The following is a 15,333-nucleotide window of genomic DNA, read 5'->3' as shown; positions in this document are numbered from 1 at the left end:
ACATGGAGCAACCGATGGAACGCATCGAACTGGATACGCCGCGGCTGCGGTTGCGCGGCTGGCACGACACCGACCTGGACCCATTGGCTGACATGTGCGCCGACCCACAGGTGATGCGTTATTTCCCGGCACCGCTGTCGCGTGACGAGTGCGCGGTGGCGATGGCGCGTTGTCGGATTCACTTCGTCCGCCATGGCTTCGGCTTCTGGGCGCTGGAGCGCAAGGACGACGGTTGCTTCATCGGCTTCACCGGGCTGGCCTGGAGCCGGTTGCAACAACCGTTCTGCCCAGCCGTCGAGATCGGCTGGCGGCTGGCTCGCGAGCACTGGCGCCAGGGGTTGGCCCGGGAAGCCGCGCAGGCGTCCCTGGCCTGCGCCTTCGAGCGCCTGCAACTGCCGGAAGTCGTGGCCTACACGGCTGCGGTCAACGATCCATCCAGACAGCTAATGCGCGCTCTGGGAATGCGCCACGACCACGGAGGCGACTTCGAGCATCCGGACCTGCCCGGCGGGCACGCGTTGCGCACTCACGTCCTGTACCGGATGACGCGCGACGATTGGTTCGATACCCGACGTTAGGCGCAATCAGTGGAGCGGATACTGCGGAATCCGTACCATTGCATGCCTGCCCCGTGCCCGCATGAATAAAGGAATTGCACCATGACCGACACCCTAGACACGCTGGTGAGCCTGCTGTCGCTGGAACGCATCGAGGAAAACCTGTTCCGTGGCGCCAGCCAGGATCTGGGTTTCCCACAGCTGTTCGGCGGTCAGGTGGTCGGCCAGGCGCTGTCCGCCGCCAGCCAGACTGTGGCGCCGGAGCGCCATGTGCATTCCATGCACGGCTATTTCCTCCGTCCCGGCGATTCGCACCAGCCGGTGGTCTACGACGTCGACCGGGTCCGCGATGGCGGCAGTTTCACCACCCGCCGGGTCAGCGCCGTCCAGAAGGGCCAGACCATCTTCACCTGCAGCGCCTCGTTCCAGGCCGACGAGACCGGCTACGAACATCAGTTGCCGATGCCGGATGTCGAGGGCCCGGAGAATCTGCTCAGCGAGTGGGAGCTGCTGCACAAGCTGACACCGCTGGTGCCACCGCGCGTAGCGGAAAAACTGCGCCGGCCCAAGCCCATCGAGATCCGCCCGGTGACCCTGCAGGATCCGATCAATCCGCAGCCCATCGAGCCGATTCGCCACATCTGGTTCCGCGCCGATGGTTCGCTGCCGGACAACCCGGCGTTGCACAAATACCTGATGGCCTATGCTTCGGACTTCAGCTTCATCGGCACCGCATTGCAGCCGCACGGGGTGAGCTCGTGGAGCAAGTTCATCCAGCTGGCCAGCCTCGACCACTCCATCTGGTTCCACCGAGAAGTGCGCGCCGACGACTGGCTGCTCTACACCATGGACAGCCCCTGGGCCGGCAACGCCCGTGGTTTCGCCCGTGGCAGCATCTTCAATCGCGCCGGTCAGTTGGTCGCCTCGGTGGCCCAGGAAGGGCTGATTCGTGTACGTGAGGACTGGAAGTGAGCCTGGCCGATGCACGGCACTGGGTGTTCGACATGGACGGCACCCTGACCATCGCCGTGCACGATTTTCCGGCGATCAAGCGGGCCCTGGACATTCCCCCGGACGACGACATCCTCCATCACCTCGCCGCGCTGCCTGCCGATGAAGCGGCCAGCAAGCGCGCCTGGCTGCTCGAGCACGAGCGTGAACTGGCCTATGCCGCGACGGCAGCAACCGGTGCCCGTGAGTTGCTGCACGCGCTGCGTGAGCGCGGTTGCCGCCTCGGCGTCCTGACCCGCAACGCCCACGAGCTGGCACTGGTCACGTTGCAGGCGGTGGGAATGGGCGACTACTTCGCTAGCGACGACATCCTCGGCCGCGACGAAGCACCGCCGAAGCCCGACCCTGGTGGCCTGCTACACCTGGCGGACCGCTGGTCCGTGGCGCCGAGCGAACTGGTGATGGTCGGCGACTACCGCTTCGACCTGGAATGCGCCAAAGCGGCGGGCGCGCGAAGCGTGCTGGTAAACCTGCCGGAAAATCTGTGGCCGGAGCTGACCGATCTGCATGCCCGCGATTGCCTGCAACTGCGCGGCATGCTGGCGGGGTAGCCCAGGCTGCGCATTACGGCGCCACGCACGGGCTGCTTCGTGGGAGGCCCGCCCTCGGGCGAAGTTTTTGGCTTTGAGCGGGCCGGCAAGCTGTATTCGCCGCGGGTCGCGCCTCCCACAAGAAAAGCGTGCCAGCTGCATAAAGTGACGCCACGCACGGGCTGCTTTCGTGGGAGCCCCGCCCTCGGGGCGAAGCTTCTGGTTTTGGGCGGGCCGGCAAGCTGTATTCGCCGCGGGTCGCGCCCCCCACAAGAAAAGCGTGCCAGCTGCATAAGGGGACGCCACGCACGGGCTGCTTCGTGGGAGCCCCGACCCCGGGGCGAAGCTTCTGGCTCTGAGCGGGCCGGCAAGCTGTATTCGCCGCGGGTCGCGCCTCCCACAAGAAAAGCGGGCCAGCTGCATAAGGGGACGCCACGCACGGGCTGCTTGTGGGAGCCCCGACCCCGGGGCGAAGCTTCTGGCTTTGAGCGGGCCGGCAAGCTGTATTCGCCGCGGGTCGCGCCTCCCACAAGAAAAGCGTGCCACCTGCATAAAGTGGCGCCACGCACCGACTGCTTTCGTAGGAGCCCCGCCCTCGGGGCGAAGCTTTTAGTTTTTTGCCGTCTGACGGGTTCGTCCAGTCTGCCCGGCTCAATACAGCGCTTGGTAAAGCTTGCGGCGGTAGGTCGTGACCAGCGGGTGATCGCTGCCCAACAGGTCGAACACCTGCAACAGCGTCTTGTGTGGCAGCCCGTCGGCGTAGCTCCGGTTGCGCACGAACAGCTTGAGCAGGCCATCGAGTGCTGCTTCGTGCTGCTGGCGAGCGAGTTGTTGCACGGCCAACTGGTAGGCCGCTTCGTCATCCTCGGAGTTCTGCGCCAGGCGGCTCTTCAGGTCGGCGACTTCCGGCAGGTCGTTGGCCTGGCGCAGGAAGGTCAGCTGTGCGCGGGCGCCGGCCAGCGCCTGCTTGTGTTCGTCTCCCTTGACTGCATTGAGCACCGTTTCGGCCTCGCCCAGTTCGCCGCGCTCGGCCAGGCAGCGGGCATAGAGGATCAGCGCGGCGGCGTTTTCGTTGTCTTCGGCCAGCAACTGCTTGAGTTGCTCTTCCGCATCGCCGATACGGCCCTCGGCGAACAGCGCCTGGGCCGCTGCCAGCCGGTCGGCTTCGGGTGCCGGCGGGGCCTGTACGTGGGGTTGCAGCATGGCGCGAATGGCCGACTCGGGCTGGGCGCCGGCGAAACCGTCGACCGGCTGGCCGTCCTTGAACAGCACCACGGTGGGCAGGCTGCGGACGCCGAAGCGTGCCACCACCTCCTGCTCGATGTCGCAGTTGACCTTGGCCAGCACGAGCTCGCCCTGATACTCCTCGGTGATTTTCGCCAGCAGCGGCATCAGTGCCTTGCACGGTGCGCACCACTCGGCCCAGAAGTCCACCAGGACCGGCTTGTGAAAGGAGTTTTCCAGCACCAGTTGCTCGAAGTTGGCGCTGGTGACGTCGAAGATATAAGGCGTCTGGCTCATGGCGTTCTCTAGGTTGGGGCGTGCGAATTCAGGCGTGCATGTTAAGTGGGGCTGCGCCCAGGCGAAAGCAAGTCCTCGCGCGCTGCCACGGGTTGGTCTATGTTTGCGCCGCCCGGGCCGCAGCGCGCTGTCGGTTCGAGGCAAAACCCTTTCCTAGACCGGTGCGGCGTTTGCAGTCGCGCGTCATATGGAGCTTCACAGATGTCCTTTCTCTCCGATTTCCGGGAGCGCTACCTCGTGCGCTTCTGGTCACCCTTGCCTGCCCTGGTGGCCCTGGGTGTCGCTTCCGCCTACTACTTCGCGATCACCGGCACCTTCTGGGCCGTCACGGGTGAGTTCACCCGGTGGGGCGGCCACGTGCTCGCCTGGCTGGGCTACCAGCCGCAGGAATGGAGTTACTTCAAGATCCTCGGCCTGTCGGGCACACCGCTCGACCGCGTTGATGGGGTGATGATCATCGGCATGCTGCTCGGCGCGCTGTGCACCGCGTTGTGGGCGAACAACGTCAGCCTGCGCTGGCCGACCAGCAAGCGCAGGCTGTTGCAGGGCCTGGCGGGCGGCATCGTCGCCGGCTTCGGCGCGCGCCTGGCCATGGGCTGCAACCTGGCGGCGTTCTTTACCGGTATCCCGATGTTTTCGCTGCATGCCTGGGCGTTCATGCTGGCCACGGTAGGCGGTGCCTGGATCGGCGTGAAGATCTGCCTGCTGCCGTTTCTGCGCACACCGCTCAAGGTGGGCAGCCAGGCCAGTTCGCTGTTCGGCGACCCACAGGCGACCCAGCGTCGTGCCGCCCGGCAGGCACGGATCGGTGTCGCGGTCGCGGCGCTGGCGCTGGTGTTCATGGCCTGGCGTTTCGACACCTCGCTGGTGCTGGGCATGGCCGTGTTGTTCGGGCTGGTCTTCGGCGGGCTGATCGAACGTGCGCAGATCTGTTTCACCAGTGCTGCGCGTGATCTCTGGACCACCGGTCGCACCCGCGCCGCCTACGGCATCCTGCTGGGCATGGTGGTCGCCTGCATCGGCACCTTTGGCGCGATCGCCCTGGGCGCCAGCCCGAAGATCTTCTGGATGGGCCCCAACGCTATCATCGGTGGTGTGCTGTTCGGCATCGGCATCGTCGTGGCTGGCGGTTGCGAGACGGGCTGGATGTACCGCGCCATGGAAGGTCAGGTGCATTTCTGGGTGGTCGGCATCGGTAATGTCATCGGCGGCACGCTGGTCGCGGTCTACTGGGACGAGCTCGGCAACTCGCTGGCGTTGCCTTATCCGAAGGTCAACCTGCTGCAGACGTTCGGCCCCGCCAACGGTCTGCTGCTGACCCTGGTCGGGCTGGCCATCGCCATGCTGCTGGTGCACCTCAATGCCCGTCGTTTCCAAGCCCGTCGTTCCCAATCAACCAGGAGTACTGCCCGTGAGCCAGGCCACACCGAATCTATCGCTTGATCTGCGCGGCGAGCATTGCCCGTACAACGCCATCGCCACGCTGGAAACCCTGGCGACCATGCAACCCGGCCAGCTGCTGGAAGTGGTGACCGACTGTTCGCAGTCGGTGCATGGCATACCGGAAGACACTCGGGCCAAGGGCTACGAATGCCAGGTCGAACAGCACGGTTCGCTGTTTCGCTTCCTGATCCGCATCCCCGCCTAGTGGTTCACCCCGAGGGCGCCTAGCCGGCGGCCTCGGCACCGGCCAACGGCCAGCTGCCCAGTTCGCGATATCGCACCCCGTCGCGCGTGTTCTCCGACAGGTAGAGCACGAAGCGATCGGCTGCCCAGCTGAACGTCGGCGGCGTGCAGCGTGGTGGCAGTTCGGCCTGGCGGGCCAGGGTCAGGTGCGGCAGGAAGGGGCGGCTGTCGAGCATGATGCCCTGCGCGCCGAGAGCCTGGCCGAGACTCGTCGCCAGCTGGAGCAGAGCGGCGGGTGGAGACTGTGGCCGAAGGCAGACGAACCCCTTGCCGAGGGCGATCAGGCCGTCGAGCTTCAGCTCGAAGGACGGTGCCTCGATGGCCGCGGCCAGATGTTTCAGCGCCTCCAGGCGAGTCGCCGGCTGCGCGCCGAGAAAGGCCAGGGTCAGGTGAAAGTTATCCGGTACGACCTTGCGCCCTCCCGGAAGCTGCCCGTCGCGCCACTGTGCGATGGCGGTAGCCTGTTCGGGCGGGCAGGGCAAGGCGAAGAACAGTCGCAGCGTATCGGCGTGGGCCTGCATGGCATCCCTCCCGCGTCGTCGGTTCAGGCCCGCGTGGCGTGGTACAGGCTGACCCGGCGAAACTCCGCGGGTTCGGCCAGGTCGGGCCAGGTGCAGGCATCGAGTACCGCCAGCCGTTCGTAGGCCGGGTGCTGGAAGTCGCGCACCCGCGAATCGGCCACCAGCACCGCCTTGCCACGGCTGAGGAACTGGTCGAGCAACGGCAGATTGGCGCGATCGTAGAGCACATCCGCGACGATGATCAGATCGTAGCGGTCGGGCTTGGCGAAGAAGTCTTGCGAGTAGCCTAGCTGCACCCCGTTAAGGGCGGCGTTGATCCGACAGGACGCCAGCGCGGTCGGGTCGAGGTCGCAGGCCACCACCTCGGCGGCGCCCGCCTTGGCCGCGGCGATGGCCGCGACGCCGGAGCCGGCGCCGAAGTCCAGCACCCGCTTGCCACGCACCCATTCCGGACGTTCGGCCAGCCAGCGCGCCAGGACCAGGCCGCTGGCCCAGCAGAACGACCAATAGGGTGGCTCATCGAGGATGCGGCGGGTTTCTTCGGGGCTGAAGGCGCGCGTCATGTTGTCCGGGTCGATCAGCCAGAGGCGGATGTCCGTGCCTGGCAAGGTGGCGATGCCGAGCTGCGCATCGCCGAGCAGCCGGGACAGCCCCACCTGCAGTTCATCGGGCGCGGTCATGGCGCCGGAACCAGCCGCAGCGGGCCCAGTGACTGATTGGCCGGGCTGCTCACCTGCACCGCCGGCAAACGCATGATCAGCTGACCGGAGCGGGTGACGCGGCCACGCAGCTCGACCTGCTGGTCGGCCGGAAACTTCTCGGCGTTGAATTTGAGAATGAACGGCAACTCGCTGCCACGCCCCTGCAATTGCAGGCTGCTCAGCAAACGGTCCGGCTGGTCGCGCCGATTGACCTCCAGCAGCGCCAGCTCCACTTCACTGTTGGCCGGCACGCCGATGAGGCTGCCATGCAATTCATGCAGGACGCTGGTCGCCTGTGGCGGCTCCTCGAAGGTGACCGGTGCCGAGGGGCGCTGGGTTTCCTGGCTCGAGCAGGCGGCCAGCAGCAACAAAAGGGCGGGGACGACAAAGCGGCGTAACGGCACGGACGGCCTCCTCGAGGGCGGTGAATGCGCGCCTGTATAGCAGCAATGCCGTCAATTTGTCTTGCCGACGGGATGCGCTACCATGGCTCTCCCGACGTCTGACAGCTCTAGCCCATGCATTGTCCCTTCTGTGGTGCACACGACACCAAAGTCATCGATTCGCGCCTGGTGGCCGAAGGCGATCAGGTGCGCCGTCGCCGTGAATGCCTCGCCTGCGGCGAGCGCTTCACCACCTTCGAGACCGCCGAGCTGGTGATGCCGCGGCTGATCAAGCAGGACGGCAGTCGCCAGCCCTTCGACGAGGAAAAGCTGCGTGCCGGCATGCAGCGCGCGCTGGAAAAGCGTCCGGTGAGTGTCGAGCGTCTGGAAGAGGCCATCGCCCACATCAAGCACAAGCTGCGCGCCACCGGCGAGCGGGAAATCAAATCGCGTGTGCTCGGCGAGCTGGTGATGGTCGAGCTGCAGAAGCTCGACGAGGTGGCCTATATCCGTTTCGCTTCCGTCTATCGCCGCTTCCAGGATCTCAACGAGTTCCGCGAAGAGATCGAACGGCTGTCCCGCGAGCCGGCCAAGACCGAATGAGCGCCGACGATCACGCCTGGATGGCGCGGGCGCTTCGATTGGCGCGCAAGGGGCTGTATTCGACGCACCCCAATCCGCGTGTCGGCTGCGTCATCGTCAAGGATGGTGAATTGATCGGTGAGGGCTGGCACGTGCGTGCCGGAGAGCCGCATGCCGAGGTGCATGCCTTGCGTCAGGCTAGCGAGCGCGCTCGTGGTGCTACCGCCTACGTCACCCTTGAACCCTGCAGTCACTACGGGCGCACGCCGCCCTGTGCCGAGGCGCTGGTCCAGGCTGGGGTAGGCCGCGTCGTCGCGGCCATGCAGGATCCGAATCCACAAGTGGCTGGGCGCGGACTCGCGCTGTTGCGCAGTGTGGGGATCGAGGTGGCCAGCGGCGTGCTGGAGTCCGAGGCTCGCACGCTCAACTGCGGCTTTATCAAGCGCATGGAAACGGGGTTGCCGTATCTGCGTGCCAAGCTGGCGATGAGCCTCGATGGGCGTACCGCGATGGCCAGCGGCGAGAGTCAGTGGATCACCGGCCCGGCCTCGCGCGCCGAGGTGCAGCGCCTGCGGGCGCAGTCGAGCGTGGTGCTGACGGGTGCCGATACGGTGCTGATGGACCATGCACGGCTGACCGTGCGCGCCGCGGAGCTGTGTCTGGATGACGACCTGACAGCACTGGCGATGCAGCGCCAACCGCTGCGCGTATTGATCGACGGGCGGCTGCGCGTGCCGCTGGATGCGCCTTTTTTCCAGGCCGGGCCTGCACTCGTCGTGGGCCACGATGACGGGACGGCCGCGCGTTATCGGTCGGCGGGCCACGAGCTGCTGGCGATCCCGGGGGCGGCAGAGCGGGTCGATCTGCATAGCGTGCTGCTCGAGTTGGCCGCGCGCGGCACCAACGAGGTGCTGCTCGAAGCAGGGCCACGTCTGGCTGGCGCCTTCGCCGCCCTCGGTCTGATCGACGAGTATCAGATCTTCGTCGCCGCCAAATTCCTCGGCTCGACCGCGCGACCGCTGCTCGACCTGCCGTTGGAGCGGATGAGCGAAGCGCGCGAACTGCGCATCGCCGATATCCGGGCCGTCGGCGACGATTGGAAGATCGTCGCCGTACCGCGCGCATAACTGAGGTTGCATTAGTTCACGGGCCGCAGTCCATTGTGATCGAGCTTGGCGCGCCGCTTGTTGGCGCCTAGCAGCCATCTTGCCAGCAGGCTTTCATGGTGCGGATTACCGAAATGGAACAGTGCGGTGGCACGTAGCATGGCCGGATCGCATTCATCGTTGGCGTGCAGGCTACGGTAGCCGCAAAACAGGTACAGGTTGCCCGGCACCAGCTTCAGCCGGATCGGCCGGAGCCAGCCACGTCGCACCGCGAAGGCGACCAGCTTCTGGCTGGCGGTGTTATGCAGCACGGCCTTTTCGACCACGTTGCGCAGGGCATTGAAGCGGACACGCCGCACATTGGGAAAGATGATCAGGTCGCCACAGTGCGTGCCCGCCGTCGGGATGAACAACGGCAGCAGCGCAGTCACTGCCGTCGCGTCGAAATGATAGAAGTGCGACTGCTTGAGGCCGCTTCGTCCCTGCAGACAGCGAAGCACTGGAAAGATCTGCTCGGCTGCAGCCGGTTCCTGTCCGGTCTGGAGACGATACAGTGCCGCCATCGTCTCCTTGAGCGCGGTAGACAGCGCCAGCCCCGCGATCATGCTGCCGCCCAGCGCCTCGATTCCATGTATGGCGAAGTATTCGCCGCTCTGAATGGCGGCTTGCTGAGCGACGAAGGCGCGGCCCAGTTCGAGCTGCTCGGGTGAGATGTATTGCTCGATGACCGTGAAGCCCTGTTGGTCGATCTCGGCAGCCTGCTCGGCCGCCGATGCTTGCATAGCCGTAACCTCTGACATACCCGTCCCTCGTGGCACATGTGAAGGCTCGGAGCGTTCGTCCTGATCGTGCCCAGGCCTGCGCGGGAGGGGATCGCCAAATACGAGTGGATCCTGGCTCGGCGTGTCGGTACGAAGAAATGCGGGAGTGACGTTCCTTCCTGGTCGTCCTGCGTTGCGTCGGGCCAACATCGAAGGAGGCCGATGCGATGGGTATGGACAAACAAGCGCAACGCGAGTTGCGTGAGTGTTAAAAAATGTTTCTGTGCCGCGAAGCGCAGCCAGGCGGTCGTTTCCAGGCTGCAGAAAGGCCTTATCTATGGTAAAAACTGCGCCGGGCCTGAAAAGGGCCCACGTTCTCAGGGCGGGGTGCGATTCCCCACCGGCGGTAATGGCGCAGCTGATGTTGAAAGCGTAGCGAGCGCGGTGCAGGCAAGGCGTGACGACGAGAAAGCGACGTTTACCCTGGTAAACGAGCCTTTCGAGGAGGCGCGCAACGCAGCCTGCGCTGGGCACAGTCGCTTTCAACCGCGTCTAGCCCGCGAGCGCTTGTCTTCGACAAGGTCAGCAGACCCGGTGTGATTCCGGGGCCGACGGTATAGTCCGGATGAGAGAGAGCGGGATGCCTCGACGGGCGCCTTTCGTGCGCGCGTCCACTCCCTATCGATCTGCAGCGCCCTGTTTTATCCAAAACAGGAGTTCGTCATATGCACCGCTTCAACAGCCTTCCACGGGAGGCCGCATGTTCACAGGAATAATCGAGTCCATCGGTACCATCCGCGCCATGACGCCAAAAGGCGGCGACGTGCGTGTGCTGGTCGAGACCGGCAAGCTGGATCTGTCAGACGTCAAGCTCGGCGACAGCATCGCGGTCAATGGCGTTTGCCTGACCGCTGTCGAGCTGCCGGGCAACGGCTTCTGGGCCGATGTCAGCCGCGAGACACTGGCGCGCACCGCCTTCGTCGACCTGAAGGCCGGCAGCCGGGTCAATCTGGAGAAGGCGCTGACGCCGACCAGCCGCCTCGGCGGGCATCTGGTCAGTGGTCACGTCGATGGTATCGGCGATGTGGTGGCGCGTGAGGAAAACGCCCGCGCCGTGCAGTTCCGTATCCGCGCCCCGCGCGAGCTGGCCAAGTACATCGCGCTCAAGGGCTCGATCACCGTCGACGGCACCAGCCTGACGGTCAACTCGGTCAACGGTGCCGAGTTCGAACTCACCATCGTTCCGCACACCCTGGCCGAAACCATCATGGTCGACTACCGCCCCGGGCGGCAGGTAAATCTGGAAGTGGACCTGCTGGCGCGTTACCTCGAGCGCCTGCTGATGGGTGACAAGGCCGCCGAACCCAATGCCTCGGGCCTGACCGAAAGCTTCCTGGCCGAACACGGCTACCTGAACAAGTGAGATTGCCAGCATGGCCCTGAACACCGCTGAAGAACTGATCGAAGACATCCGCGCCGGCAAGATGGTCATCCTCATGGATGACGAGGATCGCGAAAACGAGGGCGACATCATCGTCGCCTCCGAATGCGTGACCGCCGAGCACATCAACTTCATGGCCCGTTTCGCCCGTGGCCTGATCTGCATGCCGATGACCCGCGAGCGCTGCGAAACCCTGCAGCTGCCACTGATGGCGCCGCGCAACGGCTCCGGCTTCGGCACTAAGTTCACCGTATCCATCGAGGCGGCCGAAGGTGTCACCACCGGCATCTCCGCGGCCGACCGCGCGCGCACCGTGCAGGCTGCCGTGGCCAGGAATGCAGTAGCCGAAGACATCGTCAGCCCCGGTCATATCTTCCCGCTGATGGCCCAGCCTGGCGGCGTTCTGGCGCGTGCCGGTCACACCGAGGCGGCCTGCGACCTGGCGCGCATGGCCGGTTTCGAGCCGTCCGGGGTGATCTGCGAAATCATGAACGATGACGGCACCATGGCGCGCCGTCCCGAACTCGAACTCTTTGCCGAACAGCACGGGTTGAAGATCGGCACCATCGCCGACCTGATCCACTACAGGATGATCCACGAGCGCACGGTCGAGCGGGTTTCCGAGCAGCCGCTGGACACCGAGCTGGGCCAGTTCACCCTGGTGACCTACCGCGACGAAGTCGAAGACACCGTGCACATGGCGCTCACTCGCGGTGAGATATCGCCGGAAAACCCGACCCTGGTGCGCGTGCACAACATGGAGCCGTTGCGTGACCTGCTGATGGTCACCGTGCCGGGGCGCTGGAGCCTGCGTGCGGCGATGAGCGAAGTGGCCAAGGCCGGCAGTGGCGTGGTGCTGCTGCTGGGCAACCCGCTGACCGGGCCGCAGTTACTGGCCCAGCTCAATCGCCAGCATTCGCCGAGCCCGGCGACCTACAGCACGGTAGGCGCCGGTTCGCAGATTCTCCGCGACCTCGGTGTGCGCAAGATGCGCCTGATGAGTTCGCCGATGAAGTTCAATGCGATATCCGGCTTTGACCTGGAAGTTGTAGAATACCTGCCCGCTGAGTGAGGGCTGCCGCGCTACTGCGCTTGGACATACTGCGTTGAAAACAGGCTCGGCTTGCTCATTTACAACAGTAAACTCCGCCGCCTCGCCTGTTTTCGCCTTGTCTGTCCTGCGCTCGCTACGCGCTGCTCCACCGGGCTGCCTGAAAGCCCACTAGCTCTTTAACGCTAAATGAGATTGTTTCCATGACACTGAAGACCATCGAAGGTACCTTCATCGCCCCGCAGGGCAAGTTCGCCCTTGTCGTTGGCCGCTTCAACAGCTTCGTTGTCGAGAGCCTGGTGAGCGGCGCCGTCGATGCGCTGGTGCGCCACGGCATCGCGGAAGACGCCATCACCATCATCCGTGCCCCGGGTGCTTTCGAGATCCCGCTGGTGGCGCAGAAAGTCGCTCAGCAGGGCGAGTACGACGCGATCATCGCCCTCGGCGCGGTCATCCGTGGTGGCACTCCGCATTTCGAATACGTAGCTGGCGAATGCACCAAGGGCCTATCGCAGGTATCCATGGAATTCGGCGTACCGGTCGCCTTCGGCGTATTGACCGTCGACTCCATCGAACAGGCCATCGAGCGCTCCGGCACCAAAGCCGGTAACAAGGGCGCCGAAGCTGCACTCTCCGCACTGGAAATGGTGAGTCTGCTGGCGCAGCTGGAGGCCAAGTGAGCCTTAATCACGACGACAGTCAGGACGCCCCGCAGCCAAAGGCCAAGGGCAAGATCGCGACGCGCCGTGTCGCGCGCAGCCTTGCGATGCAGGCGCTGTATCAGTGGCACATGGCGGGCCAGAGCCTCAACGAAATCGAGGCGCAGTTTCGCGTCGACAACGATTTTTCCGGGGTCGACGGCAGCTATTTCCATGAGCTGCTGACCGGCGTGGCTCGCGCCAAGACCGAAGTCGACGGCGCCATCGTGCCGCATCTCGATCGTCCGCTCGAAGAACTCGACCCGGTGGAACTGGCCGTGCTGCGCCTGTCCACCTACGAGCTGATGCACCGCATCGACGTACCGTACCGGGTGGTGATCAACGAAGGTATCGAGCTGGCCAAGGTGTTCGGCGCCACCGACGGGCACAAGTTCGTCAACGGCGTGCTCGACAAGCTGGCACCTAGCCTGCGCAGTGCCGAGGTCGGCGCGCACAAGCGCTGAGCCTGGTCTGCCTGATGGGTGAGTTCGAGCTGATCCGCCACTACTTCGCCGCCGCCGCTTGTGCCAGGGCTGGCGGCGAAGTCGTGTTGGGCATCGGCGATGATTGCGCCTTGCTATCCGTTCCTGCCGGGGAGCAGCTGACGATATCGACAGACACGCTGGTCGCCGGCGTGCATTTCCCCGATCCTTGCGATCCCTATCTGCTTGGCCAGCGTGCGTTGGCCGTCTCGACCAGCGATCTCGCCGGGATGGGCGCGACGCCCATCGGTTTTACCCTGGCGCTGACCATTCCATGCGTCGACGCCGATTGGCTGGCCGAGTTCGCTCGTGGCCTCGATGCAATGGCGGCCGGCTGCGACATGCGCCTGATCGGCGGTGATACCACGCGCGGCCCGTTGAGCATGACGCTGACGGTCTTCGGCCACGTACCGACCGGTGCGGCGTTGTTGCGCAGCGGCGCGCAACCCGGTGACCTGCTTTGTGTGGGCGGTGCGCTGGGCGATGCGGCCGGTGCATTACCGATTGTGCTCGGTGAGCGGCCGGGCGATTCGCCTGAAGGGGCGGCGCTGCTGCGTCGCTACTGGACGCTACAGCCGCAGCTCTCCCTCGGCCAGGCATTGCGTGGCAGGGCCACGGCGGCGCTGGATATATCCGATGGGCTGCTGGCTGACTGCGGGCATATCGCCTGCGCCTCGGGCGTCTCGCTGCAAATCGAGCAAGCTCGGCTGCCATTGTCGGATGCGCTACGGGCTTTCGCCGGTGAAGGCGCGCTGCAGTGCGCCCTGGCGGGTGGTGATGACTATCTGCTGGCATTCACGCTGCCTGCCGAGCACCTGTCAGAGCTGCTCGAAGAAGGCTGGCCGATTCACGTGATCGGCCGGGCCGTCGCAGGCGAGGGGGTCGAGCTGGTCGACGCGAGCGGCAACGCCGTGACCACCGGTGACCTGGGTTATAACCATTTCCGCAACTGAGCGGCGCGTTTCGCTCGCCAAGAACAAGAGGAACACCGCTTGACCGATTCCCTGCAGCCTGGCGCCGAACCGATTCCGCATTCAGTCTGGAGCAATCCCTGGCACAACCTTGCGTTCGGTTTCGGCTCCGGCACATTGCCCAAGGCGCCCGGCACCTGGGGCTCGCTGGTGGCGCTGGCATTCGTGCCGCTGTGGCAGCTGCTGCCTGGCTGGGGCTACGGCGCGTTGATTCTCGCCAGCATGCTGTTCGGCATCTGGCTGTGCGGCAAGGTCGCTCAGGATCTTGGCGTGCACGATCATGAGGGCATTGTCTGGGACGAGTTCGCCGGTATCTGGATCACCTTCTGGTTGGTGCCGGCGGGCTGGTATTGGTTGCTGCTCGGATTCGTCGTGTTCCGCCTGCTGGATATTCTCAAACCGTGGCCGATCAGCTGGGTCGATCGGCATGTTCACGGTGGCCTGGGCATCATGCTCGATGACATCCTCGCCGGCGTCGCCGCCTGCGGCGTCATGCATATCGCGGTGCGATTGCTCGGCTGACCCGTCTTGTCGGTTCGTGCTGTGCGCCGGATCGCTGCAACATCCAGGGGCTCGTGAAAAAATGCGATCCGCCCTGAGCTAAGGAGCCGCCGCTGATGCGCCCCGTTGCCTTGTTATTCGCCACGACCCTGTCGATCCTGGCGTTCACCGCCCTGGCGTCCCCGCGTGTGCAAGTGGTCGGCCTGTTTCCCGGTGCTGCCGTGTTGAATGTCGATGGTCAGCGCAAGCTGGTACGGGTCGGTCAGACGGGCCCCGGAGGCGTCGAAGTGATCAGTGCCGACACGAAAGGCGCGGTGCTTCGGGTGGATGGCGTCGAGCGAAATTATGGGCTTTCCCGGGAGCTCAGCGCGGGTTTTGCCGAGCCCGAGCGCCGGCAGCTAAGCATTGCCCAGGGGCAGGGCGGCCACTACTGGATAGCGGGTTCCATCAACGGGCAGCCTGTGCAGTTTCTTGTCGATACCGGCGCCACGTCGGTCGCGATCAACGAAATCCAGGCTCGTCGCCTCGGCATCGACTATCGGGTCGATGGCCGGCAAATGGTCGTCAGCACCGCAAGCGGTACAGCCAAGGCCTGGCGCGTCAGTCTCAATAGCGTGAAAGTCGGCGCGATCGACGTGCTCGGGGTCGAAGCCGTCGTGGTGGAAGGCGGCTCACCTACCGATGCGCTGCTTGGCATGAGCTTTCTCAGCCGCGTCAGCTGGCGCGAGGAGCAGGGCGTCCTGAAACTGGAATCGAAGTTCTAGACCCGCCCGTTCGCGGCATGGATTGGCGGCACTGCGCGACATCTTCCGATACAGCTTGTCGCGGGA

The 15,333-nt window shown here is 65.1% G+C and carries 19 protein-coding genes; 14 read left to right on the top strand and 5 right to left on the bottom strand.

Annotation, left to right across the window (positions count from 1 at the left end; translation table 11 throughout):
• Window positions 1-14: 14 nt before the first annotated feature.
• The 3 genes from KCX70_RS18740 (at window position 15) to KCX70_RS18730 (ending at window position 2,119) form a co-directional block, all read left to right on the top strand.
• On the top strand, window positions 15-578 hold the full coding sequence (locus KCX70_RS18740; RefSeq protein WP_212618427.1) for a GNAT family N-acetyltransferase: 564 nt from the start codon (window positions 15-17) through the stop codon (window positions 576-578).
• A gap of 81 nt (window positions 579-659) precedes the next feature.
• Entirely contained in the window at window positions 660-1,529 is an 870-nt protein-coding gene (gene tesB, locus KCX70_RS18735) for an acyl-CoA thioesterase II (RefSeq protein ID WP_212618426.1), read from the top strand.
• Between the two features lie 32 nt (window positions 1,530-1,561).
• Window positions 1,562-2,119, top strand: coding sequence for an HAD family hydrolase (locus KCX70_RS18730; RefSeq protein ID WP_392604254.1), 558 nt, complete (start codon window positions 1,562-1,564; stop codon window positions 2,117-2,119).
• Between the two features lie 630 nt (window positions 2,120-2,749).
• Here KCX70_RS18730 and trxA read toward each other — a convergent pair.
• Window positions 2,750-3,619, bottom strand: a complete 870-nt coding sequence (gene trxA / locus KCX70_RS18725; protein ID WP_212618424.1) for a thioredoxin — start codon at window positions 3,617-3,619, stop codon at window positions 2,750-2,752.
• 201 nt (window positions 3,620-3,820) lie between these two features.
• On the opposite strand from trxA, the gene yedE reads away from it, so the two are divergent.
• Both yedE and yedF read left to right on the top strand, forming a co-directional pair.
• Window positions 3,821-5,062 carry a selenium metabolism membrane protein YedE/FdhT gene (yedE, locus tag KCX70_RS18720; RefSeq protein WP_212618423.1) on the top strand — a complete coding sequence of 414 codons (1,242 nt, stop codon included), beginning with the start codon at window positions 3,821-3,823 and terminating at the stop codon, window positions 5,060-5,062.
• Window positions 5,031-5,267: a sulfurtransferase-like selenium metabolism protein YedF gene (yedF, locus tag KCX70_RS18715; RefSeq protein ID WP_102853278.1), complete on the top strand. Its 237-nt coding sequence runs from the start codon at window positions 5,031-5,033 to the stop codon at window positions 5,265-5,267. Before yedE ends, yedF begins: the two co-directional genes overlap by 32 nt.
• A gap of 19 nt (window positions 5,268-5,286) precedes the next feature.
• Here the strand turns inward: yedF and thpR are convergent, their stop codons facing one another.
• The 3 genes from thpR to KCX70_RS18700 are packed head-to-tail and all read right to left on the bottom strand — an operon-like array spanning window position 5,287 to window position 6,931.
• Window positions 5,287-5,826, bottom strand: coding sequence for an RNA 2',3'-cyclic phosphodiesterase (thpR, locus tag KCX70_RS18710; RefSeq protein ID WP_212618422.1), 540 nt, complete (start codon window positions 5,824-5,826; stop codon window positions 5,287-5,289).
• Window positions 5,827-5,849: 23 nt separating this feature from the next.
• Complete coding sequence (locus KCX70_RS18705; protein WP_212618421.1) at window positions 5,850-6,506, bottom strand: class I SAM-dependent methyltransferase; 657 nt, start codon at window positions 6,504-6,506, stop codon at window positions 5,850-5,852.
• Entirely contained in the window at window positions 6,503-6,931 is a 429-nt protein-coding gene (locus KCX70_RS18700) for a YbaY family lipoprotein (protein WP_212618420.1), read from the bottom strand. Before KCX70_RS18700 ends, KCX70_RS18705 begins: the two co-directional genes overlap by 4 nt.
• A gap of 114 nt (window positions 6,932-7,045) precedes the next feature.
• Between KCX70_RS18700 and nrdR the strand changes: the two genes are divergently transcribed.
• Window positions 7,046-7,513, top strand: coding sequence for a transcriptional regulator NrdR (gene nrdR, locus KCX70_RS18695; RefSeq protein WP_021206698.1), 468 nt, complete (start codon window positions 7,046-7,048; stop codon window positions 7,511-7,513).
• Complete coding sequence (gene ribD / locus KCX70_RS18690) at window positions 7,510-8,619, top strand: bifunctional diaminohydroxyphosphoribosylaminopyrimidine deaminase/5-amino-6-(5-phosphoribosylamino)uracil reductase RibD (RefSeq protein ID WP_212618419.1); 1,110 nt, start codon at window positions 7,510-7,512, stop codon at window positions 8,617-8,619. The genes nrdR and ribD overlap by 4 nt, the downstream gene beginning before the upstream one ends.
• A gap of 11 nt (window positions 8,620-8,630) precedes the next feature.
• Here the strand turns inward: ribD and KCX70_RS18685 are convergent, their stop codons facing one another.
• Complete coding sequence (locus tag KCX70_RS18685) at window positions 8,631-9,380, bottom strand: hypothetical protein (RefSeq protein WP_212618418.1); 750 nt, start codon at window positions 9,378-9,380, stop codon at window positions 8,631-8,633.
• Between the two features lie 739 nt (window positions 9,381-10,119).
• On the opposite strand from KCX70_RS18685, the gene KCX70_RS18680 reads away from it, so the two are divergent.
• The 7 genes from KCX70_RS18680 to KCX70_RS18650 all read left to right on the top strand — a co-directional run bounded on the left by KCX70_RS18680 (window position 10,120) and on the right by KCX70_RS18650 (window position 15,267).
• On the top strand, window positions 10,120-10,782 hold the full coding sequence (locus KCX70_RS18680; RefSeq protein ID WP_212618417.1) for a riboflavin synthase: 663 nt from the start codon (window positions 10,120-10,122) through the stop codon (window positions 10,780-10,782).
• 10 nt (window positions 10,783-10,792) lie between these two features.
• Complete coding sequence (ribBA, locus tag KCX70_RS18675; protein WP_212618416.1) at window positions 10,793-11,872, top strand: bifunctional 3,4-dihydroxy-2-butanone-4-phosphate synthase/GTP cyclohydrolase II; 1,080 nt, start codon at window positions 10,793-10,795, stop codon at window positions 11,870-11,872.
• A 182-nt stretch (window positions 11,873-12,054) separates the two neighbouring features.
• Window positions 12,055-12,531: a 6,7-dimethyl-8-ribityllumazine synthase gene (gene ribE, locus KCX70_RS18670; protein ID WP_019340068.1), complete on the top strand. Its 477-nt coding sequence runs from the start codon at window positions 12,055-12,057 to the stop codon at window positions 12,529-12,531.
• Window positions 12,528-13,013, top strand: coding sequence for a transcription antitermination factor NusB (gene nusB / locus KCX70_RS18665; protein WP_021206704.1), 486 nt, complete (start codon window positions 12,528-12,530; stop codon window positions 13,011-13,013). Before ribE ends, nusB begins: the two co-directional genes overlap by 4 nt.
• Before the next feature lie 14 nt (window positions 13,014-13,027).
• Window positions 13,028-13,984, top strand: a complete 957-nt coding sequence (gene thiL, locus KCX70_RS18660; protein WP_212618415.1) for a thiamine-phosphate kinase — start codon at window positions 13,028-13,030, stop codon at window positions 13,982-13,984.
• Window positions 13,985-14,023: 39 nt separating this feature from the next.
• The gene (locus KCX70_RS18655) at window positions 14,024-14,524 is read left to right on the top strand and encodes a phosphatidylglycerophosphatase A family protein (RefSeq protein ID WP_165788521.1); all 501 of its coding nucleotides are present in this window, start codon (window positions 14,024-14,026) and stop codon (window positions 14,522-14,524) included.
• 95 nt (window positions 14,525-14,619) lie between these two features.
• Window positions 14,620-15,267, top strand: a complete 648-nt coding sequence (locus KCX70_RS18650; protein ID WP_212618414.1) for a retropepsin-like aspartic protease family protein — start codon at window positions 14,620-14,622, stop codon at window positions 15,265-15,267.
• Window positions 15,268-15,333: the final 66 nt, after the last annotated feature.

The sequence above is a fragment of the Stutzerimonas stutzeri genome, from assembly GCF_018138085.1.
Classification (GTDB): Bacteria; Pseudomonadota; Gammaproteobacteria; order Pseudomonadales; family Pseudomonadaceae; genus Stutzerimonas; species Stutzerimonas stutzeri_AI.
The sequence above is the reverse complement of the archived record's forward strand: the minus strand, read 5'-3'. Positions and strand labels throughout refer to the sequence as shown.